We start from the raw sequence: 24687 nt of genomic DNA, 5'->3' as shown, positions 1-24687 counted from the left end.
AAAAAGCTGCCATAGCAGGCAGCTTTTATTATTATGGGAAACGCGGGAACTGTCCGAAGTCCGGCTTTCGCTTTTCCTTGAACGCGTCTCTGCCTTCCTTCGCTTCTTCTGTCGTATAGTAGAGAAGTGTTGCATCCCCAGCCATTTGTTGAAGACCTGCAAGTCCATCTGTGTCAGCATTCATAGCCGCTTTGATGAAACGGAGTGCAGTCGGGCTCATCGCCAGCATTTCCTCGCACCATTGAACCGTTTCGTCTTCCAGCTGCTCGTATGGCACGACGGTATTGACCAATCCCATATCAAGCGCCTGCTGTGCGTCATACTGACGGCATAGGTACCAGATTTCACGGGCTTTTTTGTGGCCGATGATCCGAGCAAGGTAGCCGGAACCGTATCCTGCATCAAACGAGCCGACTCGCGGTCCCGTCTGGCCGAATCGAGCATTATCGGCAGCAATCGTCAAATCACAGACGACATGCAGAACATGTCCGCCCCCGATTGCGTAACCTGCGACCATCGCAACAACCGGTTTCGGAATGACACGGATCAAGCGTTGCAAATCAAGGACGTTCAGACGAGGAATTTCGTCTTCCCCTACATAGCCTCCATGGCCGCGGACGGATTGATCTCCTCCGGAACAGAATGCCTTCTCGCCCTCGCCTGTAAGAATGATGACACCGATGCTTTCATCATCACGTGCACGAGAGAACGCATCAATCATCTCCATCACAGTTTTCGGACGGAATGCGTTGCGTACTTCGGGCCGGTTAATTGTCACTTTTGCAATGCCATTGTACTTTTCGTACTTGATATCTTCATATGTACGGATTGTTTCCCATTGACGTGTCATATTGAACCTCCTCCTAATAATACTTCGTTAGCATATTCCTTTACCATTGTAGCAAATCGTTCTGGATTTTCCACGTGAATTGCATGGCCCGCGCCTGGAATGGTGACATGGTCCGCATTCAGTAGCTTTTCTTTCATTTCCCGGGCAATACTAACAAATTTCGTGTCCAGCTCTCCTGTCAACAGCAAAACTGGCAGCTGTAAACCGGAAAGGCTGTTCCAGTAGGACGGCTGACTGCCTGTCCCGATACCGATCAAGCTATTAGCAAGACCGCTTTCTTTCTGATGCAAACGTTCGAGCCGGATACTGGCCCGCTTCTCTTGCGGCAGTTTCTGCTGGGTAGCAAACAGAGGAATATTTTCCCAGTAATCAACAAAACATTCAATTCCTTCTTGCATGATCCGCTCTGCCAGCCTTCCGTCCGCTTCCCTTCGTGCTGAACGCTCCTCTTCTGTCCGAAGCCCCGGCGAAGAGCTTTCGAGGATCAGGGCGGCGATTTTCTGAGGATAGCTAGCCGCATAGCCAAGCGCAACCCGCCCGCCCATCGAATAGCCCAGCAGTCCAAATCGGCTTAGCCCTAAGCGTGAAAAAAGCTCATGCAGATCTTCGACTTGCTCCTCCATGTAGTATCTGCTCGGATCGTCAGGGCTTGCCGTTTCTCCGTGTCCTGTCAAATCGGCCATGACGAGATGAAAATCGTCCTTCAACAGCTCTGCTGTCTCTTCCCATGTAGCCGTACTGCCTGTAAAGCCATGGAGCAGCACGATTGTTTGCCGGCTTTTATCGCCAAGCTGCCTGACAGCTATGCTATTCCCTCTAATTTCATAGTGTTCCATCAAGATTCTCCAGCCCTTTCATGATAGCGTCCCAGTAGGCTTTATGCGTTTTGACATTCACTTGCCGGTCTGTGAACACTTCGATGATTCGGACTGGTTTCTCTTTCGGCTTCTGAAGTTCTGAGAGGAATGCTTCAGGTTCAGCGACCGCCTTGTATTGAGCGTCATACATGGCAGCGGTATTTTCGAATGTCAAACCGGTCGGTGTGCCAAACAGTTCCTCAAAATGGTCAGGGACAGAGGCTTGCGGCAAGTAGGAAAAGATGCCGCCGCCGTCATTATTCATCAGGATGATCGTCAAGTCGGTCTCCTGGAACCTTGAGACAAGAAGTCCATTCACATCATGGAGGAACGACAGATCACCGATCAGCAGGAAGGCAGGCCGCTTTCTGGCCGCCTGCATGCCAAAGGCGGACGAGACGACCCCGTCAATTCCATTAGCCCCTCTATTTGCAAAAATGCCGATGTCCCTTCCCGTCTTTCTGAAGAATGTATCGACGTCGCGGATCGGCATGCTGCTGCCGCTGAAGAGATCGCTGCCGCCGGGCAGTTGATCAAACAAGAGCTTGGCGAACATCCCTTCATCCCCCGGCTCCGTCACATATGCATCATGCGCCTTTTCCGCCACTTCATTCGCTCTTTCCCAGAGTGCCGCGTAGTTTCCTGGCTTGTTATATGGCCGCAAGCATAATACCGCTTCGGGCGATGATTGGACATGATGCGTCACAATACCGAGGGAATCGCGGAAAGCAGGAGATTCATCCACCGCAATGAACACGTCAGGCCGGACATTCTTCAGAAAAAGTGACAGTGGTTTGGAGACAGGCTGCGCTCCAAAACGGATGACGGTGTCCGGCTTAGCCCGCATGCGGAACTTGTCACTTTTCAGCAAAGCATCATAATGGTCGATGCAAATTGCCAGGCAGTCTTTCGGCACCCCGCTCCGCAGATTGGACAGTGGATCGCAGAGGACTGGCCAGCCGGTTGATTTGGCGAATTCCCAAAACAGCTTTTTATCCAGCCCCGGTGTCATTTCACCCGCGATAATAAGCCCTCTTTCAGAGCCTGCCAGCAGATGATTCAGCTCCATCTCAGTTTCTTTGGCGATCCCTAGTACTCCAGGCATCGACTTGTGGAAAGAGAGCGCCGGCATATCCGAATCGAAGTCGATCAACAATGGTTCCCTGAATGGGACATTGATATGAACAGGTCCTTTTGGTGCTGATTGGGCCATGGAAACTGCGCGGTTTACATGCCGCTCCAAGAAATCATCCACTGCCTCATTCTGCTCGGGCAGCGGAAAATCGACACTCCATTTCACATGATCGCCGAACATGCCGATCTGATGGATCGCCTGCGGAGCTCCGACTTCCCGGAGCTCATGCGGCCGATCTGCGGTCATGACGATGAGCGGCACTCTCGCGTAATACGCTTCCGTGACCGCCGGGTGATAGTTCGAAGCCGCCGTCCCGGATGTGCAAAGCAGGACAACCGGCTCCCCTGATGCTTTTGCAAGACCTAGTGCAAAATACGCCGCCGACCGCTCGTCCACTTGCATATACGTCTCCATTTCGCCGGATGACGCAAACGCATAAGCGAGCGGAGTCGAACGGGAGCCTGGGCTGATGACTGCCCGGACCGCACCAGAACGGATTAGGGAGCCTGTCAGCCGTTTCACATGATTCGTCAATATCCTACGTTCATCCATCAAGTCTGCCTCCAAGCGCCCTGAGGACAGGCCTGAATTTCACCCAAGTCTCTTCATATTCCGATCGGGGTTCTGAATCCGCCACTATGCCGCCTCCTGCGTATAGATAGGCAGTATCGCCTTTCAGAAGTGCAGACCGGATGCCGACAGCGAATTCCCCATTTCCGGACGCATCAGTCCAGCCGATCGGGGCGGCATAATATCCGCGGTCAATCCCTTCCTCTTCCCGGATCATCTCAAGCGCCACATCGGTAGGGACACCCCCAAGAGCAGGCGTCGGATGCAGCGACCTGACAAAGGAAAAGATGTCGGTATGCTCAGCCAAATCCCCTGATACAGGGGTGTAAAGATGCTGGATATCCCTGATTTTCAACAGCCGCGGCGTTTTAGGGATGGAGGTATTTCTTCCAAGCGAATGAAATACATCAGAGATCATGCTGACGACGCACTGATGCTCTTCCCTATTTTTCTTGTCATTCAGAAGGGCTTCCCCGAGTTCCTTGTCAAGAACCGCGGTCTCCCCCCGGCGGATCGAGCCTGCGATACAAGCAGAGTATGCCCGCCCGTCTTTTATCTGAATCAACCGTTCCGGCGTTGCGCCGAAAAAGAATGACTGGCCATTTTCCAATCCGAAATGATAACTTTCCCGCTGCTCATTCGTAATGGCGCTTAGGACAGCGGCCGCATTCGCATCGCTGGATAGTCCAAGTTTCAGCAAGCGTGCGATGACAACTTTACGTGCCCTTCCTAAGCGGATCTGTTCGGTGACCCGAGAAACGGCCTGCAAATATCGCTCTTTCCCGATTTCCAGCTTGGAGACGATTTCCGGTTTCCCGCCAAACTGGAATTCATGGACCTGTGCGAGATGGATCAGGCGGTCCCTTTCTTCCCGTAAACGGTCAAACTCCTGAGCGCTTTGCTCACTTCGGCCAATCATATTGATGGATACATAGGCCTTGCCTTCTTCCATCGACAATTGAAAAGTGGGCACAACAAAAAAAGCGGATGGGAATGAACTCCACATCTCTTCACCCACTTGAAGGGAATCATAGGAGAAACCGCCGAAAAGAACAGGGTCCCGGTCTTTCTCTTCCTTCACGAGCAGCGAACAGAGCCGGCTCCATTCCTCCGATATCTCATCATACCTGCCTGCGGACCGCTCCGACGTCAGAACGTGGGCATGTCCCAGACCCGCAAGCGTCAGACTCTGGTCAGCATTCTGCCAGTAGAACCGCTCGCCTTTATAATCGGATGCACCCGACTCAAAAAATGACAACGGGGACATTCCCCGGACTTCTATCGTTTCCGTAAAAAAACGGATTGGTTCTGAAATGATCGCTTTTTGACGTTCTCTTTGTTCAGTCAAATTCCGATTCATGATGTTCTCTCCTTACTATACAGTCAAACACCTAGGTTCTTTACCCTTTCCATTATACCGGAAACCGGAGGGAAAGGGACAAATAATGCAAAGTACATAGGCGGACGGCCCATTTTAGAGTACAATAGCAGTATGCGTTAATTTATATTTAAGGAGAGAATCAAATTGCAACAGACGATAAAAGCGGATACAGGATGGAGGATCTGGTGGCAGCTCACAAGGCCTCACACACTGACCGCCGCGTTCGCCCCCGTTTTCCTTGGGACGATGATTGCGGTCTCCTATGGTGCATTCCACGTCCCTCTATTCGTTGCCATGCTAGTCGCCAGCGTCCTGATCCAAATGGCGACTAATATGTTCAATGAGTACTATGATTACAAAAGAGGCCTGGACACGGAACACTCTGTCGGTATCGGGGGCACGATTGTCCGAAACGGTGTACAGCCGAGAACCGTGTTAGCCATCGCATTTTTGCTCTACGGCATTTCGATTTTGATCGGCGTCTACATTTGCATGGAAACATCTTGGACGCTCGCCGTTATCGGCCTCTTATGCATGATGGTCGGTTATTTTTATACAGGCGGACCCTATCCGATCGCCTACACTCCATTAGGTGAATTATTTTCAGGCGTGGTCATGGGAATGCTGCTTGTCTTGATCGCTTTTTATATCCAGACGGGAACGGTGACAGCTGATGCGGTTTACCTGTCTATTCCAAGCATGCTTCTCGTAGCAGGCATCATGATGTCCAACAATATTAGGGACATCGCCGGTGATACGGAAGGCGGGCGCAAAACACTGGCTATCTTAGTCGGACGCCAGCGGGCCATTACTATCCTTCTCGCGTTCTTCCTCATTTCCTATGGATGGATCACCGCTTTAGTGATCGCCGGACATGTGACCGCTTGGGCGCTGCTCGTATTCCTGAGCATCAAGAAACCGCTCCATGCGATCAAAGTATTCAGGACGCACGAGCAACCGCTGCAAGTGATGCCTGCGATGAAGGACACAGCTGTGACAAACACACTTTTTGCCCTTCTCCTGGCAGTCGGGATCCTGATTGGACATCTCATCAAATAATCTATATGCAAAAGGAGCCTGCGCCAGCAGGTTCCTTTTTAGGTTTAGCATATTCGGCTAAACGGGAATAGGACAGTAATCGATTATGAGAGATTGATGAAAGAGGCTGGAGTGAACATACTAAAGCCATTATGGACAAAGGATGTGGAATTCATGTTAGATGAGAGGCAAATGGGCATTTTAAAAAATGAATTGCTTTCCATAAAAGAGAACTTGGTGAAAACAGACGATGAGACGGAAACGAGAGAGAGCCAAACGGATACGGTAGGCGAACTGTCGGCATATGACAATCATCCGGCTGATTTGGGGACAGAGCTGTTTGAACGTCAAAAGGATATCGCGTTAAATGTGCATGCGGATGCAGAAATCGCAAAAGTGGATGATGCCCTGGATGCTATTAAGGATGGCTCATACGGAGTATGTAAAGTATGCGGTGAAGATATTCCCTTTGAACGCTTGGAAGCGATCCCATATACGACCGTCTGCATCGATCATACAACAGAACAGGAAGTGCCGACAGACCGGCCTTCCGAGAAGGATATCCTCATCATGGCAGAGCCTGATACTTTCGCAAACCGGCATAGCGATGATTCGATAGAAGACAGCAAAGACAGCTTCTCGGAGATTGCCCAGTCGGGGACATCCGAAACACCTTCTGACTTCTTTGGGGATCGGGACGATTACAATACATTGTATGAGGATGGAATAATAGACGGAGCCTCGGAAGAGTATGAAGAATTTACAGGAACCGATATTACCGGTGAAAACAGAGGATTTGTCCGCTCTTCAGAAGAAAAGGAATATGAAGAGGAACTGGATCAGGAAGGACTTGAATCTCCAATCGGCGATATCCCTTATCACGAGGGAGACAGCTATATTAACGATAAGGAAACAGAGTAATGCCTAAGCAAGGACCTGCCGCTTAGGCAATAAAGAGAAATAAAAAAAGCTGAACGGTTTATGCCGTTCAGCTTTTTTGGGATGACCCCTACGGGATTCGAACCCGTGTTACCGCCGTGAAAGGGCGGTGTCTTAACCGCTTGACCAAGGGGCCATATGGCGGAGAAGGAGGGATTCGAACCCTCGCGCCGCTTACGCGACCTACGCCCTTAGCAGGGGCGCCTCTTGAGCCTCTTGAGTACTTCCCCGTATTAAAAATGATGGCTCCGCAGGTAGGACTCGAACCTACGACCGATCGGTTAACAGCCGATTGCTCTACCACTGAGCTACTGCGGAATGGTGGGCCTAAGTGGACTCGAACCACCGACCTCACGCTTATCAGGCGTGCGCTCTAACCAGCTGAGCTATAGGCCCATTGGAGCGGGTGAAGGGAATCGAACCCTCATCATCAGCTTGGAAGGCTGAGGTTTTACCACTAAACTACACCCGCAGAAGAATGGCTCAGGACGGAATCGAACCGCCGACACAAGGATTTTCAGTCCTTTGCTCTACCGACTGAGCTACTGAGCCGTTTGTGCTGCATTTTCACTTCTATGTATAAAAGATGAAATGGCGGTCCCGACCGGGATCGAACCGGCGATCTCCTGCGTGACAGGCAGGCATGTTAACCGCTACACCACGGGACCATTTGGTTGCGGGGGCAGGATTTGAACCTGCGACCTTCGGGTTATGAGCCCGACGAGCTACCACTGCTCCACCCCGCGATAATAATATGAACTGCATGTAATTGCTAGCTTGATTGACAAGCACTTTCTTAGTATACCATATGCTGTTTCAAAAAGCAATATGGCGGAGGAAGAGGGATTCGAACCCCCGCGGGCTTTAACACCCCTGTCGGTTTTCAAGACCGATCCCTTCAGCCAGACTTGGGTATTCCTCCGTGATAATATTCAAATAGTGGTGGACCTTGCAGGACTCGAACCTGCGACCGGACGGTTATGAGCCGTCTGCTCTAACCAACTGAGCTAAAGGTCCTTTTGATAGCGGCGGAGGGAATCGAACCCACGACCTTACGGGTATGAACCGTACGCTCTAGCCAGCTGAGCTACGCCGCCGAAAGTACTTATAACTCTCAGTTATTATAAATGGTGGAGCCTAGCGGGATCGAACCGCTGACCTCCTGCGTGCAAGGCAGGCGCTCTCCCAGCTGAGCTAAGGCCCCATTTTGAAAGTGGTCGGGAAGACAGGATTCGAACCTGCGACCCCTTGGTCCCAAACCAAGTGCTCTACCAAGCTGAGCTACTTCCCGTAAAGTGATTGCTATGTAATGGCGCGCCCGGCAGAAGTCGAATCCACAACCTTCTGATCCGTAGTCAGACGCTCTATCCAATTGAGCTACGGGCGCTTGATCCTAACTGGTTCTGATGCCGAGGACCGGAATCGAACCGGTACGGTAGTCACCTACCGCAGGATTTTAAGTCCTGTGCGTCTGCCAGTTCCGCCACCCCGGCAAAATTGGAGCGGAAGACGGGATTCGAACCCGCGACCCCGACCTTGGCAAGGTCGTATTCTACCACTGAACTACTTCCGCGTATAAAGTGCGGGTGAAGGGAGTCGAACCCCCACGCCTTGCGGCACTAGATCCTAAGTCTAGCGTGTCTGCCAGTTCCACCACACCCGCATGATTAAAATGGTGAGCCATGCAGGATTCGAACCTGCGACCCTCTGATTAAAAGTCAGATGCTCTACCAACTGAGCTAATGGCTCTTAGTGGTGCCGGCGAAAGGACTTGAACCCTCAACCTACTGATTACAAGTCAGTTGCTCTACCAGTTGAGCTACACCGGCACATAAGATATATGGTGGAGGATGACGGGTTCGAACCGCCGACCCCCTGCTTGTAAGGCAGGTGCTCTCCCAGCTGAGCTAATCCTCCGTATATAAGCCTGGCGACGTCCTACTCTCACAGGGGGAAGCCCCCTACTACCATCGGCGCTGAAGAACTTAACTTCCGTGTTCGGTATGGGAACGGGTGTGACCTCTTCGCCATCATTACCAGACTTGTACTTCTTTTGAAGACATTACTTATTATATCATCTCTTTAGAGATTTACAAGCACTTTTTTTAGTGAAAAGAGCTTTTTTTGAATGAATTGCTCATTCAAAACCGGATAGAAGTGACATTGGGTAACGTAATCAACGTACTATTGTAACTGTCCAGCCTCAGCGGCCAGTCGCTCGGGTCACAAGCCGTCTCGGCTGCGCGGCAGAAAGCGCCGCTTCGCCAATCCGTCTTGTGCCTGTCGCGCCTTGGCGGCCGCTTCGGCATTTCTTGTGTCCAGCTTCAACTCCCAGTCGCTCGGGGTCATAAGCCATCCTGCTCCGGTGGCTTTCGCCACTTCCGCAGGCTGTCTTATGCCTGTCGCGCCTAAACGGTCGTCTCCGCTTTTCTTGGTTAAGTCCTCGATCGATTAGTATCCGTCAGCTGCACGTGTCGCCACGCTTCCACCCCGGACCTATCCACCTCATCATCTTTGAGGGATCTTACTTACAGAAGTAAAGGGAAATCTCATCTCGAGGGGGGCTTCATGCTTAGATGCTTTCAGCATTTATCCCGTCCACACATAGCTACCCAGCGATGCCCTTGGCAGAACAACTGGTACACCAGCGGTGTGTCCATCCCGGTCCTCTCGTACTAAGGACAGCTCCTCTCAAATTTCCTGCGCCCGCGACGGATAGGGACCGAACTGTCTCACGACGTTCTGAACCCAGCTCGCGTACCGCTTTAATGGGCGAACAGCCCAACCCTTGGGACCGACTACAGCCCCAGGATGCGATGAGCCGACATCGAGGTGCCAAACCTCCCCGTCGATGTGGACTCTTGGGGGAGATAAGCCTGTTATCCCCGGGGTAGCTTTTATCCGTTGAGCGATGGCCCTTCCATGCGGAACCACCGGATCACTAAGCCCGTCTTTCGACCCTGCTCGACTTGTAGGTCTCGCAGTCAAGCTCCCTTATGCCTTTGCACTCTGCGAATGATGTCCAACCATTCTGAGGGAACCTTTGGGCGCCTCCGTTACTCTTTAGGAGGCGACCGCCCCAGTCAAACTGCCCGCCTGACACTGTCTCCTGCCCGGATCACGGGCAAGGGTTAGAAGTCCAATACAGCCAGGGTAGTATCCCACGGGTGCCTCCACCGAAGCTGGCGCTCCGGCATCTTAGGCTCCTACCTATCCTGTACAGGCTGCACCGGAATTCAATATCAGGCTGCAGTAAAGCTCCACGGGGTCTTTCCGTCCTGTCGCGGGTAATGCGCATCTTCACGCATATTATAATTTCACCGAGTCTCTCGTTGAGACAGTGCCCAGATCGTTACGCCTTTCGTGCGGGTCGGAACTTACCCGACAAGGAATTTCGCTACCTTAGGACCGTTATAGTTACGGCCGCCGTTTACTGGGGCTTCAATTCGGAGCTTCGCTTGCGCTGACCCCTCCTCTTAACCTTCCAGCACCGGGCAGGCGTCAGCCCCTATACGTCACCTTACGGTTTTGCAGAGACCTGTGTTTTTGCTAAACAGTCGCCTGGGCCTATTCACTGCGGCTCTCTCGGGCTATTCACCCTACCAGAGCACCCCTTCTCCCGAAGTTACGGGGTCATTTTGCCGAGTTCCTTAACGAGAGTTCTCTCGATCACCTTAGGATTCTCTCCTCGCCTACCTGTGTCGGTTTGCGGTACGGGCACCTCCCGCCTCGCTAGAGGCTTTTCTTGGCAGTGTGAAATCAGGGACTCCGGGGACAATTCCCCTTGCCATCACAGCCCAGCGCATCTGGAATGGGATTTGCCTCATTCCACGCCTCACTGCTTGGACGCGCATGACCAACAGCGCGCTCACCCTATCCTACTGCGTCCCCCCATTGCTGATAACGGCGGGGAGGTGGTACAGGAATATCAACCTGTTGTCCATCGTCTACGCCTATCGGCCTCGACTTAGGTCCCGACTAACCCTGAGCGGACGAGCCTTCCTCAGGAAACCTTAGGCATTCGGTGGAAGGGATTCTCACCCTTCTTTCGCTACTCATACCGGCATTCTCACTTCCAAGCGCTCCACCAGTCCTTCCGGTCTGGCTTCGACGCCCTTGGAACGCTCTCCTACCACTGACACCATCGGTGTCAATCCGCAGTTTCGGTGATCCGTTTAGCCCCGGTACATTTTCGGCGCAGCGCCACTCGACCAGTGAGCTATTACGCACTCTTTAAATGGTGGCTGCTTCTAAGCCAACATCCTGGTTGTCTGGGCAGCGCCACATCCTTTTCCACTCAACGGATACTTGGGGACCTTAACTGGCGGTCTGGGCTGTTTCCCTCTCGACCACGGATCTTATCATCCGCAGTCTGACTCCCAAACAGAAGTCATCCGGCATTCGGAGTTTGTCTGAATTCGGTAACCCGGGATGGGCCCCTCGTCCAAACAGTGCTCTACCTCCGGGACTCTTACGTTTGAGGCTAGCCCTAAAGCTATTTCGGAGAGAACCAGCTATCTCCAGGTTCGATTGGAATTTCACCGCTACCCACACCTCATCCCCGCACTTTTCAACGTACGTGGGTTCGGGCCTCCAGTAAGTGTTACCTTACCTTCACCCTGGACATGGGTAGATCACCTGGTTTCGGGTCTACGACCCCATACTCATGCGCCCTATTCAGACTCGCTTTCGCTGCGGCTCCGCCTTCTCGGCTTAACCTCGCATGGAATCGTAACTCGCCGGTTCATTCTACAAAAGGCACGCCATCACCCATTAACGGGCTCTGACAACTTGTAGGCACACGGTTTCAGGTTCTCTTTCACTCCCCTTCCGGGGTGCTTTTCACCTTTCCCTCACGGTACTGGTTCACTATCGGTCACTAGGGAGTATTTAGCCTTGGGAGATGGTCCTCCCGGATTCCGACGGAATTTCACGTGTTCCGCCGTACTCAGGATCCACTCTGGAGAGGCTGGACTTTCGGCTACGGGGCTTTTACCCGCTCTGGCGGACCTTTCCAGGTCGCTTCGCCTAACCCAGCCCTTTGTAACTCCGTATAGAGTGTCCTACAACCCCAGGAAGCAAGCTTCCTGGTTTGGGCTCTTCCCGTTTCGCTCGCCGCTACTAAGGGAATCGATGTTTCTTTCTCTTCCTCCGGGTACTTAGATGTTTCAGTTCTCCGGGTGTGCCTCGCTCACGCTATGTATTCACGTGCAGCGTACTGCCCCATTACGGGCAGTGGGTTCCCCCATTCGGAAATCTTCGGCTCAAAGCTTACTTACAGCTCCCCGAAGCATATCGGTGTTAGTTCCGTCCTTCATCGGCTCCTAGTGCCAAGGCATCCGCCGTGCGCCCTTTCTAACTTAACCTTTTCGGCATCCTGCAAGAGGTGCCATGGTTTGAGTGGTGTATTTAGCGATAAACACAACCAGCTCGTTACAAAGTATTGCATGTTCAATCACTACGTGATCGACTCGGTTGATTACTTGTTACTTTCAATGTCGTTCTATCCAGTTTTCAATGAACAAGTCTGAAGATATTATTGTCCAGCTCCAAACACCAGCTCACGCGTCCGCTTCGGTCTTTCGGACGAAATGCAAGCATTTCACCTCAAGCCCTCCAGCTGCCGGTTGAGCTAACCGGTGTTTTCCGCTTTTCGATAAACCTTCAAAACTGAACGCAAAACGTCAACTTACAGATCGAAGATCTGTATTCCGTAATTATCCTTAGAAAGGAGGTGATCCAGCCGCACCTTCCGATACGGCTACCTTGTTACGACTTCACCCCAATCATCTGTCCCACCTTCGGCGGCTGGCTCCCGTAAGGGTTACCCCACCGACTTCGGGTGTTACAAACTCTCGTGGTGTGACGGGCGGTGTGTACAAGACCCGGGAACGTATTCACCGTGGCATGCTGATCCACGATTACTAGCGATTCCGGCTTCATGCAGGCGAGTTGCAGCCTGCAATCCGAACTGGGAACGGTTTTATGGGATTGGCTCCCCCTCGCGGGTTCGCAGCCCTTTGTACCGTCCATTGTAGCACGTGTGTAGCCCAGGTCATAAGGGGCATGATGATTTGACGTCATCCCCACCTTCCTCCGGTTTGTCACCGGCAGTCACCTTAGAGTGCCCAACTGAATGCTGGCAACTAAGATCAAGGGTTGCGCTCGTTGCGGGACTTAACCCAACATCTCACGACACGAGCTGACGACAACCATGCACCACCTGTCACCGCTGTCCCCGAAGGGAAAGGCATGTCTCCATGCCGGTCAGCGGGATGTCAAGACCTGGTAAGGTTCTTCGCGTTGCTTCGAATTAAACCACATGCTCCACCGCTTGTGCGGGTCCCCGTCAATTCCTTTGAGTTTCAGCCTTGCGGCCGTACTCCCCAGGCGGAGTGCTTAATGCGTTAGCTGCAGCACTAAGGGGCGGAAACCCCCTAACACTTAGCACTCATCGTTTACGGCGTGGACTACCAGGGTATCTAATCCTGTTTGCTCCCCACGCTTTCGCGCCTCAGCGTCAGTTACAGACCAGAAAGCCGCCTTCGCCACTGGTGTTCCTCCACATCTCTACGCATTTCACCGCTACACGTGGAATTCCGCTTTCCTCTTCTGCACTCAAGTCCCCCAGTTTCCAATGACCGTTCGCGGTTGAGCCGCGAGATTTCACATCAGACTTAAAGGACCGCCTGCGCGCGCTTTACGCCCAATAATTCCGGACAACGCTTGCCACCTACGTATTACCGCGGCTGCTGGCACGTAGTTAGCCGTGGCTTTCTGACGAGGTACCGTCAAGGTACGGGCAGTGACTCCCGTACGTGTTCTTCCCTCGCAACAGAACTTTACGACCCGAGAGCCTTCTTCGTTCACGCGGCGTTGCTCCATCAGACTTTCGTCCATTGTGGAAGATTCCCTACTGCTGCCTCCCGTAGGAGTCTGGGCCGTGTCTCAGTCCCAGTGTGGCCGATCACCCTCTCAGGTCGGCTACGCATCGTCGCCTTGGTAGGCCGTTACCCCACCAACTAGCTAATGCGCCGCGGGCCCATCCTGCAGTGACAGCCAAAGACCGTCTTTCAGAGTTCCTCCATGCGGAGGAACTGATTATTCGGTATTAGCCCCGGTTTCCCGGAGTTATCCCCATCTGCAGGGCAGGTTGCCCACGTGTTACTCACCCGTCCGCCGCTAAATCAAGGGAGCAAGCTCCCTGTCATTCGCTCGACTTGCATGTATTAGGCACGCCGCCAGCGTTCGTCCTGAGCCAGGATCAAACTCTCCATAAATCTGGCGCGCGATACGCGGCGGATTGCGTTGTCAGCTTCAGTCGCGCGGTCGGTCACGTACTGGTGTACGTTCCCTCCCTTGCTCCTTCGCTTCCTAGCACTCCACCACGTCTCGCACACCAGTCTGGCGGACCGATACGCAGCGCATTGCGTTGTCGACTTCATTCGTTCAGTCGGTCACGTGCCAAAGCACGCTCCCTCCTTCACTCAATCGTCTCCTAGCACTGCACTACGTCTCGGCCGCCAGATGCCTCTCTTGTAGGAGAAAGGTTGAAGAAATTCGAGTAGCTCGATTTCTTTGCTGGCATCTTTATGATGTCCATTGTTGTTGTTCGTCCGCCGACGGGGTCGGCTTCGGAACTTTATGTTGACGTTTTGCTGTTCAGTTTTCAAGGTTCATGTTCGCCGCCTCTCTTGGCGACTTTATTATCTTACCACTTGCTAACTTGGAAGTCAACTACTTTTTTTAATTTCTTTTTTCGTTTGACTTTCATGTTGTGCGCCTCTCAAGAGGACATGTACTAATATACAACATGTCCCCTGAAGAAATCAAGCGCTTTTTGAAAATAATTTTCCCTTTATCTTTTCACCGTCGATCACAAACAGCAAAATGCCCGCTATAACAATCATTCCGCCCGCTACCTGGCTGCCGCTGAGTGTTTCGTTGAATATAAAATATGCAAGGATTGCGGCGCCGACCGGTTCGAATAAGATAGCTATAGAGATTACATTGGTGCTGACATACTTCACCGCCCAATTGAAAAGCGAATGGCCGAACAGATTCGGCAGGAGGGCAAGCAGGAAGAACCACAGCCAGTCGGACGGCGCGTACGGTCCAAATGATTCGCCTTTGATGAGTACGTAGAAAAATAGTGTGATTGCGCTTATTGAGTATAGTACGAACGTATACGTAATAAGAGACACACGTTTCCTAACCTCTTGGCCGAATAACAGATACGCGGTAATGAACGCGCAGCCGGCAAGCGCTAGCATGTCACCGTAGAATGCAGTGCCGCTCACTTTGAAATCGCCCCAGCTGATGATGATGCTGCCTGTAATCGCAACAAGTGCTGACACGATCGTCTTGCCGGATAATTTCTCTTTAAAGAAGAAATAGGTTCCGGCGAAGGCGAAGATCGGCTGCAGCGTGACAAGGACTGTCGAGCTTGCGACCGATGTGTAGTTCAGCGATTCGAACCAGAGGATAAAATGCAACGCCAAGAATATGCCGCCAATTGCAGAAAACGTCCACTCTTTCCTGCTTAATGCCTTCACTTCTTTCCGGTATTTCCAGAAGAAGAGCGGAACCATGAGCACGACGGAGAAAAACATTCTATAAAAGGCGATGACCCCGGCATCTGCCGCGGCCAGTTTTACGAATATAGCGGACGAAGCGACAGACAGTACGCCGATGATAATCGGTATGTAAGGATTGATGCCCGGCTTTTCCATAATAGCGATGTCTCCTTTCCACTCAGGCCTGTATGTTACATCCTGAGTGTTTCAGGTTATAGATACTATGAAATTATATCATGGATTGCCGGGCAAACATATATAGGGGGATGGGATGCGTATGGAGTGGATATCGAATAGTGAGATGTATCCAGAAGTATTGATCAAGCTCGGGCTCGCGCTGATCTTGAGTTTAGTCATAGGGGTGGAAAGGGAAATAAAGAAGAAACCGATCGGCCTGAAGACCAGCGCCGTCATTGCGACGTTCAGCTGTCTGCTTACGATCGTTTCCATGGAATCCGCTTATCTTCTGCCTGCGCGGAATGATATCAATATCCAAATGGATCCATTACGCTTGGCTGCCCAAATTGTGAGCGGCATCGGTTTCCTTGGTGCCGGGGCGATTTTGCGCCGCGATAACGACAACATTACAGGTCTGACGACGGCCGCCATGATTTGGGGCGCGGCAAGCATTGGAATCGCAGTGGGGGCCGGGTTTTACTTGGAAGCAGCATTCGCGGTTGCTTGTATCTTGTTTGTCATCGAGATTGTAGCTCCGGGTCTTGATAAATACGGCCCCAAAAGAATTCGTTCTAAAGAAGCTGCTTTCATCGTCATCTTGAATGACAAGCATAAGATCGAGGAATTGGTGGAATTCCTAAAGAGAGAGGAAATGACGATTGAGAATTTGCGTATCAAGAAATTATCATCTGCAACCGGCGGAGAAAAACATGAGCTTGACTTCCGGTTAGCCGCTTTAACTAAGAAAGAGACCGCAGACTTATATATGGAACTGACCGAACTGGCATACATCGATTCAATCGAACTAGAAATCTTCCCATAATGGAGTGAATGCCCTTGAAAGAACTATTCGTTTTGCTAAAGAAAGGGAACAAATCTTCTTTCCTCGCAGCAGTCGTCAATGCCGTGATCGCGCTGATAAAAGGAACAGCCTTTCTCTTTACCGGAAATGTAGCCATGTTTGCGGAAACGATGCATTCATTCGGTGACGCCGCCAATCAATTCTTCGTGTTTTCCGGATCTGCGTTATCCAAAAAGAGTCCGACACCTAAATTCCCGAATGGTTTCGGCCGAGTCGTGAATCTGGTCTGCCTAGGCGCTGTCATCATCGTCGCCATCATGTCTTATGAAGCGATCAAAGAAGGATGGCATCACCTTACACACCCTACAGAAACGTCTGGCGTCTGGATCAACGTCACAGTTCTCGTCATTGCCACCGCCCTCGAGTTCTCTGTATTGTTGAAAGCATCCAAAGAGATCATGCATGATGCAGGCGAACCGAAGAGCGGTATTCCCGCCTTGCTTGCAAGTTTCAAGCACCTGAATAAAGCGAAGCCTGCGACAAAACTTGTTTTCATGGAAGACCTTGTCGCTTCTGTCGGCGGAATTTTCGCCTTCTCGGCCATTTTAATTGCCCACTTCACCGGCTTTCTCGCAGCTGAAGGCATTGTCTCAATCATGATTGGATTAATGATGTTTTATGTAGTCGGGCGTATATTCCTAGAAAATGCGCGGGGTGCCATCGGAGAAACGGATGAGGAAATGCTGAATCATATCGCATTCCTTGTCGCTGAAGATCCGGATGTAAAAGACTTGCAGAAAGTAGAGGTCCTGAAAGAAGGGGAATATTTGCATGTGGAGGTCATCGCTGAGATTGATCCCACGAAGACGGTCGCCTACGCGGATGATATACGCGATCGGCTGATGCTCCTGATCCTAAAACAAAAAGGGGTTCGGGAGGCGGTCATTTCCTTTGATGAAGATGACGGTATTCGCACTTGGAAAGGAATAAACCCAAAAGAGCCGCCCCGCGATATCAGCAGCAAGTTACCGAAATAACAAACGGAAAAAAGGACAGGAGGAGCTGATTCTGCTCATTCCCGTCCTTTTCTTATGCTTACAATGAAGCTTGAAGCAGCTTCACAACGCCATCGCGATCAAGCTTGGCAAACCTTCCAACCGGTCCGTTCGCCGCTGCTTTATCCGCCATGAGCTCAAGCTTCGAATCGTCAATCCCATAATCGCTAAGCTTGGATGGCGCGCCGATTTCTGTCCAGAACTCCCGCAGGCGATCAATGCCTTCCTGAGCAGTTTCCTCATCCGATCTTCCGCCCCGTTCCACGCCAAACACGTTTTCAGCGAGCCGCGCAAAACGGCCGGGATTCTGGTGGATGTTCTGCCGCATCCAGTGCGGGAATAAAATCGCAAGTCCGCCAGCGTGCGGGATGTCATATACCGCGGAAACCGCATGTTCAATATCATGCGTGCCCCAGTCTCCTCCCCCGTTGCCCATGCCGAGGAATCCATTCAGGCCCCAAGTGCCGGAGAGCAAGATGGTTTCGCGAAGCTCATAGTTCTCGAGGTCGTTTACCAGTTTTCCGCCGCTTTCCATAATGGTCCGGAGCGCCGCTTCACAAAGGCTGTCCTGCAGCGGCGTATTCATCTCATCATGGAAATACTGCTCAAAAATATGAGACATCATATCGACAATGCCATAGACTGTCTGATCTTTTGGCAATGAAATGGTGTAGGTCGGATCAAGGATCGAGAACTTCGGCATATTAAACGGGCAGCCCCATCCGTATTTCTCCATCGTCTCCTCGTTTGTGATGACCGAGCCCGCATTCATTTCGGAACCAGTGGCAGCGATCGTCAAAATAGTGCCGAATGGAAGAGCATCTTTCGGACTTTCTTTCCCAATGACGAAATCCCATGGATCTCCATCATATTTCGCAGCATTGACAATCAGTTTTGTGCAGTCAATGACCGATCCGCCGCCCACCGCGAGAACGAAATCGATAGCATGCTCTTTACATAAGTCAGCGCCTCTCCGTGCAGTGGACACCCGGGGATTCGGCTCGACGCCGGCCAGCTCATGGACTTCCATGCCGCCTTGCTTCAACTGCTCCATCACTTCATCATATAGGCCGTTCCGTTTTATGCTTCCGCCCCCATAGACGACAAGCACTTTGTTGCCGAACTTCGTGATTTCCTTGTTCAATGAGTCGATTTTCCCCTTGCCGAATATCAGTTTGACAGGGTTTTGAAATACAAATCCGTCCATCCTATTTCCTCCTTCACGTAATCTTCAAAGCAAGCGGAAAAAGGTATCCGCCATTACGGGGATACCTTCTGCCGCTGACCTTGCGTTTATTATGCCCAGCCGCGGAAACGGGATGCTTCAGCCGTTTTGCGGATACCGATCATATACGCTGCAAGGCGCATGTCAATATTGCGTGTAGTCGCGACATTATATACATTTTCAAATGCAGTGACCATTTTATCGGTCATCCGGTCGCGGACTTCTTCTTCTGTCCAGTAGTATCCCATATTGTTCTGAACCCATTCAAAATAGGATACAGTCACGCCGCCAGCACTGGCAAGGACGTCTGGTACGAGAAGAATTCCTCGTTCAGTGAGGATTTTTGTAGCTTCGGAAGTTGTAGGTCCGTTCGCCGCTTCGACGACGATGGACGCCTTGATATTATGGGCGTTCTTTTCAGTAATCTGGTTCTCAATTGCTGCAGGCACGAGGATATCGCAATCGAGCTCAAGCAATTCCTGGTTTGAGATCGTGTTCTCAAACAAAGTCGTGACGGTGCCGAAGCTGTCACGGCGATCCAGAAGATAATCGATATCGAGCCCGTCCGGATCATGAAGCGCTCCGTATGCGTCGGAGATACCGATGACTTTTGCACCTGCATCATGCAAGAATTTGGATAGGAAGCTTCCTGCATTCCCGAATCCTTGAATGACGACACGCGCGCCTTTCATGTCGATATCACGGCGTTTTGCCGCTTCGTTGATAATGATCGTCACACCTTCTGCAGTCGCGCGGTCACGGCCTTGTGATCCGCCAAGCACGATCGGCTTGCCTGTGATGAAACCAGGCGAGTTGAACTCGTCGATACGGCTGTATTCATCCATCATCCATGCCATGATCTGCGCGTTTGTGAAGACGTCTGGAGCCGGGATATCTTTCGTAGGTCCCATTACTTGGCTGAGGGCGCGTACATATCCGCGGCTCAAGCGCTCAAGTTCGCCCATTGACATTTCACGCGGATCACAGATGATACCGCCTTTACCTCCGCCATACGGAAGATCGACGATGCCCGCTTTCAATGTCATCCACATGGATAGCGCACGGACTTCATCAGCGCTGACTTCCGGATGGAAGCGCACGCCGCCCTTTGTAGGACCCACAGCATCGTTATGCTGGCCGCGGTAGCCTGTAAACACTTTCACTTTGCCGTCATCCATCTTAACAGGAATCCGGACTTCGACCATGCGGATCGGTTCTTTCAGTAGTTCATACATTCCTTCATCGTAGCCTAATTTGTCAAGTGCCTCTTTGATGACAACTTGTGTAGACGTGAACAGATTCAGGTTTTCAGTCATTGGTAAAGTTCGCCTCTTTGATTTCAATATTATGTTTCAACAACGCCCATATTGTAACATAGAGCTATTCACTTTTGTAGACAATCCTCGTTAACTTTCAAAAACTTTCTTGATGCGCTCGATCGCCCAGTCGAGTTCCTCTTTCGAGATCACAAGCGGAGGCGCAAAACGGATGACTGTGTCATGCGTCTCTTTGCAGAGCAAACCGAGTTCTTTCAGTTTCTCACAGTACGGACGTGCTTCCTCAGTGAGTTCCACGCCGATGAATAAACCGCGGCCGCGCACGTCTTTGATGGACGGGTGGTCGATCTTCTTCAGTTCCTCGATGAAGTATTCACCAAGTTTGAGCGACTGTTCCGCAAGCTTTTCGTCCTGAAGCACTTCGAGCGATGCGATGGATACTGCACAAGCCATCGGGTTTCCGCCGAATGTCGAGCCGTGTGAACCTGGGTTGAACACGCCAAGGATGTCTTTGTCAGCCACTACGCAAGAGATCGGGAATACCCCGCCGCCAAGCGCTTTTCCAAGGATGTACATATCCGGCTTGAATCCTTCCCAGTCTGATGCGAACATCTTGCCTGTCCGGCATAGGCCGGCTTGGATTTCGTCCGCGATGAATAGTACATTGTGTTTCTTGCAAAGTTCGTAAGCGGCTTTCATATAGCCTGCAGGCGGAATGATGATTCCTGCTTCCCCTTGGATCGGTTCAATCAGGAATGCGGCAGTATTCGGCGTGATCGCTTCTTCAAGCGCCTTGATATCGCCGTATGGCACAAGCTTGATGCCTGGAAGCATCGGGCCGAATCCGCGCTTATACTCCTCGTCGGACGAGAGGGAGACAGCTGTCATCGTACGGCCGTGGAAGTTTCCTTCGCATCCGATGATTTCCGCTTTGTCCTTTTCCACGCCTTTCACGTCATATGCCCAGCGGCGTGCCGCCTTCACTGCTGTTTCGACAGCTTCCGCCCCAGTATTCATCGGAAGGGCCATCTCTTTTCCAGTGAGTTCACAAACCAATTCATACCAAGGGCCAAGCTGGTCGTTATGGAACGCGCGGGATGTGAGCGTCACGCAATCTGCTTGCTTCTTAAGCGCATCGACGATCTTCGGATGGCGATGTCCCTGGTTGACAGCTGAATATGCGGAAAGCATATCCATATATTTATTACCTTCCGGATCCTTTACCCAAACCCCTTCCGCCTCGGAAATTACGATTGGCAGTGGATGATAGTTGTTCGCCCCATATTTTTCAGTTTGCGTGATGACTTTTTCACTGATTGTCATTAAAAATCCCTCCCTCATAATATGTAGATGGCAGGCCGGAAAGTCCCAGCCTGCCTATTGGAATAAAACTTACAGCGTTTCAGATGTCGTCTTGCCTTGCATATGAAGCTGCAAGTAGTCAGGGCCTCCGGCTTTCGAGTCAGTACCCGACATGTTGAAGCCGCCGAATGGCTGGTAGCCGACGATTGCACCTGTGCAGCCGCGGTTGAAGTACAAGTTTCCGACGTGGAAATCTTCGCGGGCCTGTTCGATGTGCTCACGGTTGTTCGTGATGACAGCGCCAGTCAAGCCGTAGATTGTGTTGTTCGCGATTTCGATCAATTCGTCGAAGTTCTTCGCTTTCGCAAGGCCGACGACTGGTCCGAAGATCTCTTCCTGCATGACGCGTGCGTCTGGCGCAAGGTCAGCGATGACAGTCGGAGCAACGAAGTAGCCTTTCGAGCTGTCGCCTTCGCCTCCAGCGATCAAACGGCCTTCTTTCTTGCCGATTTCGATATAGCTCATGATCTTGTCGAACGAATTCTGGTCGATGACAGGACCTGCGAAGTTGCTGTTGTCAGCTGGATCGCCGTATGTCAATTCCTTCGTCAATTCCTCTACGCGAGAAACGACTTGGTCGTACACGTCCTCGTGGATGACCGCACGGGAACATGCTGAACATTTCTGTCCGCTGAAGCCGAATGCAGATTTCACGATAGATTGAGCTGCAAGTTCCAAATCGCCTTCTTTGTCGACGACGATTGTATCTTTACCGCCCATTTCAGCGATGACACGCTTGAGCCAGATCTGGCCTTCATTCACTTTACCTGCACGTTCGTAGATGCGCATGCCCACTTCGCGGGAACCTGTAAAGGAGATGAAACGTGTGCGCGGGTGGTCAACCAAGTAGTCGCCGACTTCAGAGCCGGAGCCAGGGATATAGTTGACGACGCCGGCAGGCATGCCTGCCTCTTCAAGGACTTCCATGAACTTATACGCAACAACCGGAGTTGTGGAAGCCGGCTTGAGCAACACCGTGTTTCCTGTCACAAGCGCAGCAACTGTTGTACCTGCCATGATGGCTAGAGCAAAGTTCCAAGGAGAGATGACAACGCCGACTCCTAGTGGAATATAATCGAAGCGGTTGAATTCGCCAGGACGGCTCTCAACAGGCATGCCGTCTTTCAATTTAAGCATCTGGCGGCCATAGTATTCCATGAAGTCGATTGCTTCAGCTGTATCCGCATCCGCTTCGTTCCAAGGCTTCCCTGCTTCTTTTACGAGCAATGCAGAGAACTCATGCTTGCGGCGGCGTACGATTGCCGCGGATTTGAAAAGAACGTCTGCACGGAACTCAGGTTTCACTTTGCTCCATGTCTTGAATGTCTCGTCAGCTGTTTTCATCGCTTTTTCAGCAAGGTCACGGCTTGCTTTTGAAACGCGGCCGATGACTTCTTCTTTGTTTGCAGGATTTGTCGAGACGAGCTTGTCGTCAGTCATGATTCGCTCGCCGCCGATGATGAGCGGGTAGTCTTTGCCAAGATAGCCTTCCACTGTCTTAAGTGCCTCTTGGAACGCCTTTTTGTTTTCTTCTTGTGTAAAGTCGGTAAATGGTTCGTGTTTGTATGGAATCATTTGAAATCCTCCTTCTCCTATTAGACGCAAATATTATTTGCATTGTTACACTGATCACTCTTATAATAATGCAAGAGATTATTGCGTTTTTCAAGTGTTTTCTCTCAGAAAAATAATAAACTCAAATTGGATGGTGTTTGAGATGGAACAACGCGGAAATTCCCTCTCCCCTTTTTATCAATATGCGATCAATCATGCCGGTGTCGGCATCCACGCCATAGACAGAAACGGCAGAACAATCATCTACAATGAGAAGATGAAAGAGATTGAGGGGCTTGCGCTTGAAGATGTCGGCGACCGTTCCATATTGGAGCTCTTCAATTTCGAACAGGAAGAAAGCACGCTGCTGCAAGTGCTGCAAAGCGGCAAAGAGCAGCTCAATGTGAAACAGACATACTGGAACCGGAGCGGCATGGAGATCACGACAGTCAACAATACATATCCCGTCCTGGAAGACGGGGTGCTTGTCGGCGCCATTGAAATCTCACGGGACGTGACAGCAATCGAGAAGTTCATCCTTCATCCCCTCAGAAAGGACAGCAGCCCCGTCACTTTCAATCAGATTGTCGCTCACTCAGAGGCAATGAAATCAGTAGTGGCTGCGGCACGGAATGCGAGCAAGGCGCAATTGCCGGTTCTGCTGATCGGTGAGACGGGCACCGGGAAAGATCTTTTGGCCGAAAGCATCCATAATGAATTGTCACCTGCCGGCAGGCCGTTCTATACGCTCTTTTGCCAAAGCGCAAATGAAGAGCTGATCCAGAAACTGGGGACGGAACTAAAAGGCATCGACACATTCACTCTGTTTTGCGAGCGAATCGATCTGCTGCCGCTTCCCCTTCAGCAAAGCCTTTTCAATCTGCTGAAGCCTTCCATAAAAGATGGACGGCAATTTATCGCGAGCATCGGGGATGATCCTGTCGAGCTTGTCAATCAGGGGATCCTCATGAAGGATCTCTACTACTTTTTCGCCTCGTTCACGATCCGGATCCCTCCTCTTCGGAAGAGGAAGGAAGACATCGGGCCGTTTATCGATTCGTATTTTCAGAAGCGGAAAGAGCGTTTTGGCCATTCCCTTGATGGAGTGGATGAAAAAGTTTCCAGACTGTTCACCCGGTATGACTGGCCCGGCAATTTGCGGGAACTCGAATTCCTGCTTGATGAGACTTCATCGCTTGCGACGACGGAGGCTGAGATCACGTATGAGATGCTGCCCCTTCACTTTCGGATCAAGACAGAGGATATGCTCAACAAGCCGGTGCAGGCAGCCGACTTTATTGTTCAATCGAATAAGGATTTAATGCCTCTCGATCAATTTTTGCGTGAAGCGGAAGAGTACTATTTACAGAAAGCGATGGATCTGCACGAGGGAAACATTACGAAAACTGCAAATGCGCTAGGCATGAGCCGGCAAAACCTTCAATATCGTTTGCGGAAAATGAAAAAGTGAGAGGAAGGCAATCGCCTCCCTCTCACTTTTATTGGTAACCTGAACGTTCAATCCAGTCTTTCAACTTATCTTTTAGCGAGTTGAATCCTTCTGCATCATGTTCATTCACACGATCTTGCAGCGACTTGCGCTGCCTTGCCTGTTTCCGGCCGTTTTCCGACGCTTCCATCAAGGCCCGGATCGACAGGCTGATCTTTCCTGCCTTTTCATCCACTTCCAGCACTTTCACTTTTACGTCTTGCCCGACAGAAAGAAATTCATGGATGTCACGGACATACCCGTACGTAATTTCCGAAATATGGACGAGCCCCTGCGTCTCATCATCCAAAGCCACAAATGCGCCATACGGCTGAATTCCAGTCACTTTTCCAGAAAGTTCTTCCCCCACTTCATAATGTCTTGCCATTTGAAACAGCTC

Annotated in this window: 16 protein-coding genes, 20 tRNA genes and 3 rRNA genes; 6 read left to right on the top strand and 33 right to left on the bottom strand. The window is 51.2% G+C overall.

What is annotated here, in order from left to right; translation table 11 throughout:
* Positions 1-31: 31 nt before the first annotated feature.
* The 4 genes from menB to ACZ5FK_RS15820 are packed head-to-tail and all read right to left on the bottom strand — an operon-like array spanning position 32 to position 4772.
* On the bottom strand, positions 32-850 hold the full coding sequence (gene menB, locus ACZ5FK_RS15835) for a 1,4-dihydroxy-2-naphthoyl-CoA synthase (RefSeq protein WP_464805800.1): 819 nt from the start codon (positions 848-850) through the stop codon (positions 32-34).
* Positions 847-1686 carry a 2-succinyl-6-hydroxy-2,4-cyclohexadiene-1-carboxylate synthase gene (gene menH, locus ACZ5FK_RS15830; RefSeq protein WP_464805799.1) on the bottom strand — a complete coding sequence of 280 codons (840 nt, stop codon included), beginning with the start codon at positions 1684-1686 and terminating at the stop codon, positions 847-849. The genes menB and menH overlap by 4 nt, the downstream gene beginning before the upstream one ends.
* Positions 1673-3394, bottom strand: a complete 1722-nt coding sequence (gene menD, locus ACZ5FK_RS15825; RefSeq protein ID WP_464805798.1) for a 2-succinyl-5-enolpyruvyl-6-hydroxy-3-cyclohexene-1-carboxylic-acid synthase — start codon at positions 3392-3394, stop codon at positions 1673-1675. The genes menH and menD overlap by 14 nt, the downstream gene beginning before the upstream one ends.
* Positions 3387-4772 carry an isochorismate synthase gene (locus ACZ5FK_RS15820; protein ID WP_464805797.1) on the bottom strand — a complete coding sequence of 462 codons (1386 nt, stop codon included), beginning with the start codon at positions 4770-4772 and terminating at the stop codon, positions 3387-3389. Before ACZ5FK_RS15820 ends, menD begins: the two co-directional genes overlap by 8 nt.
* A gap of 165 nt (positions 4773-4937) precedes the next feature.
* On the opposite strand from ACZ5FK_RS15820, the gene ACZ5FK_RS15815 reads away from it, so the two are divergent.
* Together ACZ5FK_RS15815 and ACZ5FK_RS15810 are read left to right on the top strand one after the other, a co-directional pair.
* On the top strand, positions 4938-5852 hold the full coding sequence (locus ACZ5FK_RS15815; protein ID WP_464805796.1) for a 1,4-dihydroxy-2-naphthoate polyprenyltransferase: 915 nt from the start codon (positions 4938-4940) through the stop codon (positions 5850-5852).
* A gap of 153 nt (positions 5853-6005) precedes the next feature.
* Positions 6006-6752, top strand: coding sequence for a TraR/DksA C4-type zinc finger protein (locus ACZ5FK_RS15810; RefSeq protein WP_464805795.1), 747 nt, complete (start codon positions 6006-6008; stop codon positions 6750-6752).
* A gap of 82 nt (positions 6753-6834) precedes the next feature.
* Here ACZ5FK_RS15810 and ACZ5FK_RS15805 read toward each other — a convergent pair.
* The 22 genes from ACZ5FK_RS15805 to ACZ5FK_RS15700 all read right to left on the bottom strand — a co-directional run bounded on the left by ACZ5FK_RS15805 (position 6835) and on the right by ACZ5FK_RS15700 (position 12136).
* Positions 6835-6906 (bottom strand) — tRNA-Glu (locus ACZ5FK_RS15805).
* A 3-nt stretch (positions 6907-6909) separates the two neighbouring features.
* Positions 6910-7000: transfer RNA gene (locus tag ACZ5FK_RS15800), tRNA-Ser, on the bottom strand.
* A gap of 13 nt (positions 7001-7013) precedes the next feature.
* Positions 7014-7088: transfer RNA gene (locus ACZ5FK_RS15795), tRNA-Asn, on the bottom strand.
* Between the two features lies 1 nt (position 7089).
* Positions 7090-7166: transfer RNA gene (locus tag ACZ5FK_RS15790), tRNA-Ile, on the bottom strand.
* Positions 7167-7168: 2 nt separating this feature from the next.
* A tRNA-Gly gene (locus tag ACZ5FK_RS15785) sits at positions 7169-7242 on the bottom strand.
* Between the two features lie 7 nt (positions 7243-7249).
* Positions 7250-7322 (bottom strand) — tRNA-Phe (locus ACZ5FK_RS15780).
* Between the two features lie 40 nt (positions 7323-7362).
* Positions 7363-7438: transfer RNA gene (locus ACZ5FK_RS15775), tRNA-Asp, on the bottom strand.
* A 3-nt stretch (positions 7439-7441) separates the two neighbouring features.
* Positions 7442-7516 (bottom strand) — tRNA-Met (locus tag ACZ5FK_RS15770).
* Positions 7517-7599: 83 nt separating this feature from the next.
* Positions 7600-7692, bottom strand: a tRNA-Ser gene (locus ACZ5FK_RS15765).
* Positions 7693-7710: 18 nt separating this feature from the next.
* Positions 7711-7787, bottom strand: a tRNA-Ile gene (locus tag ACZ5FK_RS15760).
* 6 nt (positions 7788-7793) lie between these two features.
* A tRNA-Met gene (locus ACZ5FK_RS15755) sits at positions 7794-7867 on the bottom strand.
* 31 nt (positions 7868-7898) lie between these two features.
* Positions 7899-7974 (bottom strand) — tRNA-Ala (locus tag ACZ5FK_RS15750).
* Between the two features lie 10 nt (positions 7975-7984).
* Positions 7985-8061, bottom strand: a tRNA-Pro gene (locus ACZ5FK_RS15745).
* Between the two features lie 19 nt (positions 8062-8080).
* Positions 8081-8157 (bottom strand) — tRNA-Arg (locus ACZ5FK_RS15740).
* 20 nt (positions 8158-8177) lie between these two features.
* A tRNA-Leu gene (locus tag ACZ5FK_RS15735) sits at positions 8178-8263 on the bottom strand.
* Positions 8264-8268: 5 nt separating this feature from the next.
* A tRNA-Gly gene (locus ACZ5FK_RS15730) sits at positions 8269-8343 on the bottom strand.
* 8 nt (positions 8344-8351) lie between these two features.
* Positions 8352-8433, bottom strand: a tRNA-Leu gene (locus ACZ5FK_RS15725).
* A gap of 10 nt (positions 8434-8443) precedes the next feature.
* Positions 8444-8519: transfer RNA gene (locus ACZ5FK_RS15720), tRNA-Lys, on the bottom strand.
* 4 nt (positions 8520-8523) lie between these two features.
* Positions 8524-8599 (bottom strand) — tRNA-Thr (locus tag ACZ5FK_RS15715).
* 12 nt (positions 8600-8611) lie between these two features.
* Positions 8612-8687, bottom strand: a tRNA-Val gene (locus ACZ5FK_RS15710).
* Between the two features lie 8 nt (positions 8688-8695).
* A 5S ribosomal RNA gene (rrf, locus tag ACZ5FK_RS15705) occupies positions 8696-8811 on the bottom strand.
* Positions 8812-9201: 390 nt separating this feature from the next.
* Positions 9202-12136, bottom strand: a 23S ribosomal RNA gene (locus ACZ5FK_RS15700).
* Positions 12137-12166: 30 nt separating this feature from the next.
* On the opposite strand from ACZ5FK_RS15700, the gene ACZ5FK_RS15695 reads away from it, so the two are divergent.
* Positions 12167-12301 (top strand): hypothetical protein, encoded by a 135-nt coding sequence (locus ACZ5FK_RS15695; RefSeq protein ID WP_464804638.1) that lies wholly within the window; start codon positions 12167-12169, stop codon positions 12299-12301.
* A 196-nt stretch (positions 12302-12497) separates the two neighbouring features.
* Here the strand turns inward: ACZ5FK_RS15695 and ACZ5FK_RS15690 are convergent.
* Both ACZ5FK_RS15690 and ACZ5FK_RS15685 read right to left on the bottom strand, forming a co-directional pair.
* Positions 12498-14050: ribosomal RNA gene (locus ACZ5FK_RS15690) — 16S ribosomal RNA — on the bottom strand.
* Together the 16S, 23S and 5S rRNA genes with 20 tRNA genes alongside form the textbook arrangement of a ribosomal RNA operon.
* Before the next feature lie 549 nt (positions 14051-14599).
* A complete protein-coding gene (locus tag ACZ5FK_RS15685) occupies positions 14600-15502 on the bottom strand; it encodes a DMT family transporter (RefSeq protein WP_464805794.1) in 903 nt (300 codons plus the stop codon).
* A gap of 121 nt (positions 15503-15623) precedes the next feature.
* Between ACZ5FK_RS15685 and ACZ5FK_RS15680 the strand changes: the two genes are divergently transcribed.
* Positions 15624-16346: an MgtC/SapB family protein gene (locus ACZ5FK_RS15680; RefSeq protein WP_464805793.1), complete on the top strand. Its 723-nt coding sequence runs from the start codon at positions 15624-15626 to the stop codon at positions 16344-16346.
* Positions 16347-16360: 14 nt separating this feature from the next.
* The gene (locus tag ACZ5FK_RS15675; RefSeq protein ID WP_464805792.1) at positions 16361-17362 is read left to right on the top strand and encodes a cation diffusion facilitator family transporter; all 1002 of its coding nucleotides are present in this window, start codon (positions 16361-16363) and stop codon (positions 17360-17362) included.
* 58 nt (positions 17363-17420) lie between these two features.
* Here the strand turns inward: ACZ5FK_RS15675 and ACZ5FK_RS15670 are convergent, their stop codons facing one another.
* The 4 genes from ACZ5FK_RS15670 to pruA all read right to left on the bottom strand — a co-directional run bounded on the left by ACZ5FK_RS15670 (position 17421) and on the right by pruA (position 22819).
* Positions 17421-18587 carry an iron-containing alcohol dehydrogenase gene (locus ACZ5FK_RS15670; protein ID WP_464805791.1) on the bottom strand — a complete coding sequence of 389 codons (1167 nt, stop codon included), beginning with the start codon at positions 18585-18587 and terminating at the stop codon, positions 17421-17423.
* Between the two features lie 89 nt (positions 18588-18676).
* Positions 18677-19921 carry a Glu/Leu/Phe/Val family dehydrogenase gene (locus ACZ5FK_RS15665; protein WP_464805790.1) on the bottom strand — a complete coding sequence of 415 codons (1245 nt, stop codon included), beginning with the start codon at positions 19919-19921 and terminating at the stop codon, positions 18677-18679.
* A gap of 90 nt (positions 19922-20011) precedes the next feature.
* Positions 20012-21205 (bottom strand): ornithine--oxo-acid transaminase, encoded by a 1194-nt coding sequence (locus ACZ5FK_RS15660; protein WP_464805789.1) that lies wholly within the window; start codon positions 21203-21205, stop codon positions 20012-20014.
* A 69-nt stretch (positions 21206-21274) separates the two neighbouring features.
* A complete protein-coding gene (pruA, locus tag ACZ5FK_RS15655; RefSeq protein ID WP_464805788.1) occupies positions 21275-22819 on the bottom strand; it encodes an L-glutamate gamma-semialdehyde dehydrogenase in 1545 nt (514 codons plus the stop codon).
* 142 nt (positions 22820-22961) lie between these two features.
* On the opposite strand from pruA, the gene ACZ5FK_RS15650 reads away from it, so the two are divergent.
* Positions 22962-24269 carry a sigma 54-interacting transcriptional regulator gene (locus tag ACZ5FK_RS15650; RefSeq protein ID WP_464805787.1) on the top strand — a complete coding sequence of 436 codons (1308 nt, stop codon included), beginning with the start codon at positions 22962-22964 and terminating at the stop codon, positions 24267-24269.
* Between the two features lie 28 nt (positions 24270-24297).
* On the opposite strand, the gene yugI is transcribed toward ACZ5FK_RS15650, so the two are convergent.
* The gene (yugI, locus tag ACZ5FK_RS15645) at positions 24298-24675 is read right to left on the bottom strand and encodes a S1 domain-containing post-transcriptional regulator GSP13 (RefSeq protein ID WP_464805786.1); all 378 of its coding nucleotides are present in this window, start codon (positions 24673-24675) and stop codon (positions 24298-24300) included.
* Positions 24676-24687: the final 12 nt, after the last annotated feature.

The sequence above is a fragment of the Sporosarcina sp. GTC18466 genome, from assembly GCF_055389225.1.
This window is presented reverse-complemented; position numbering and strand designations above follow the sequence as displayed.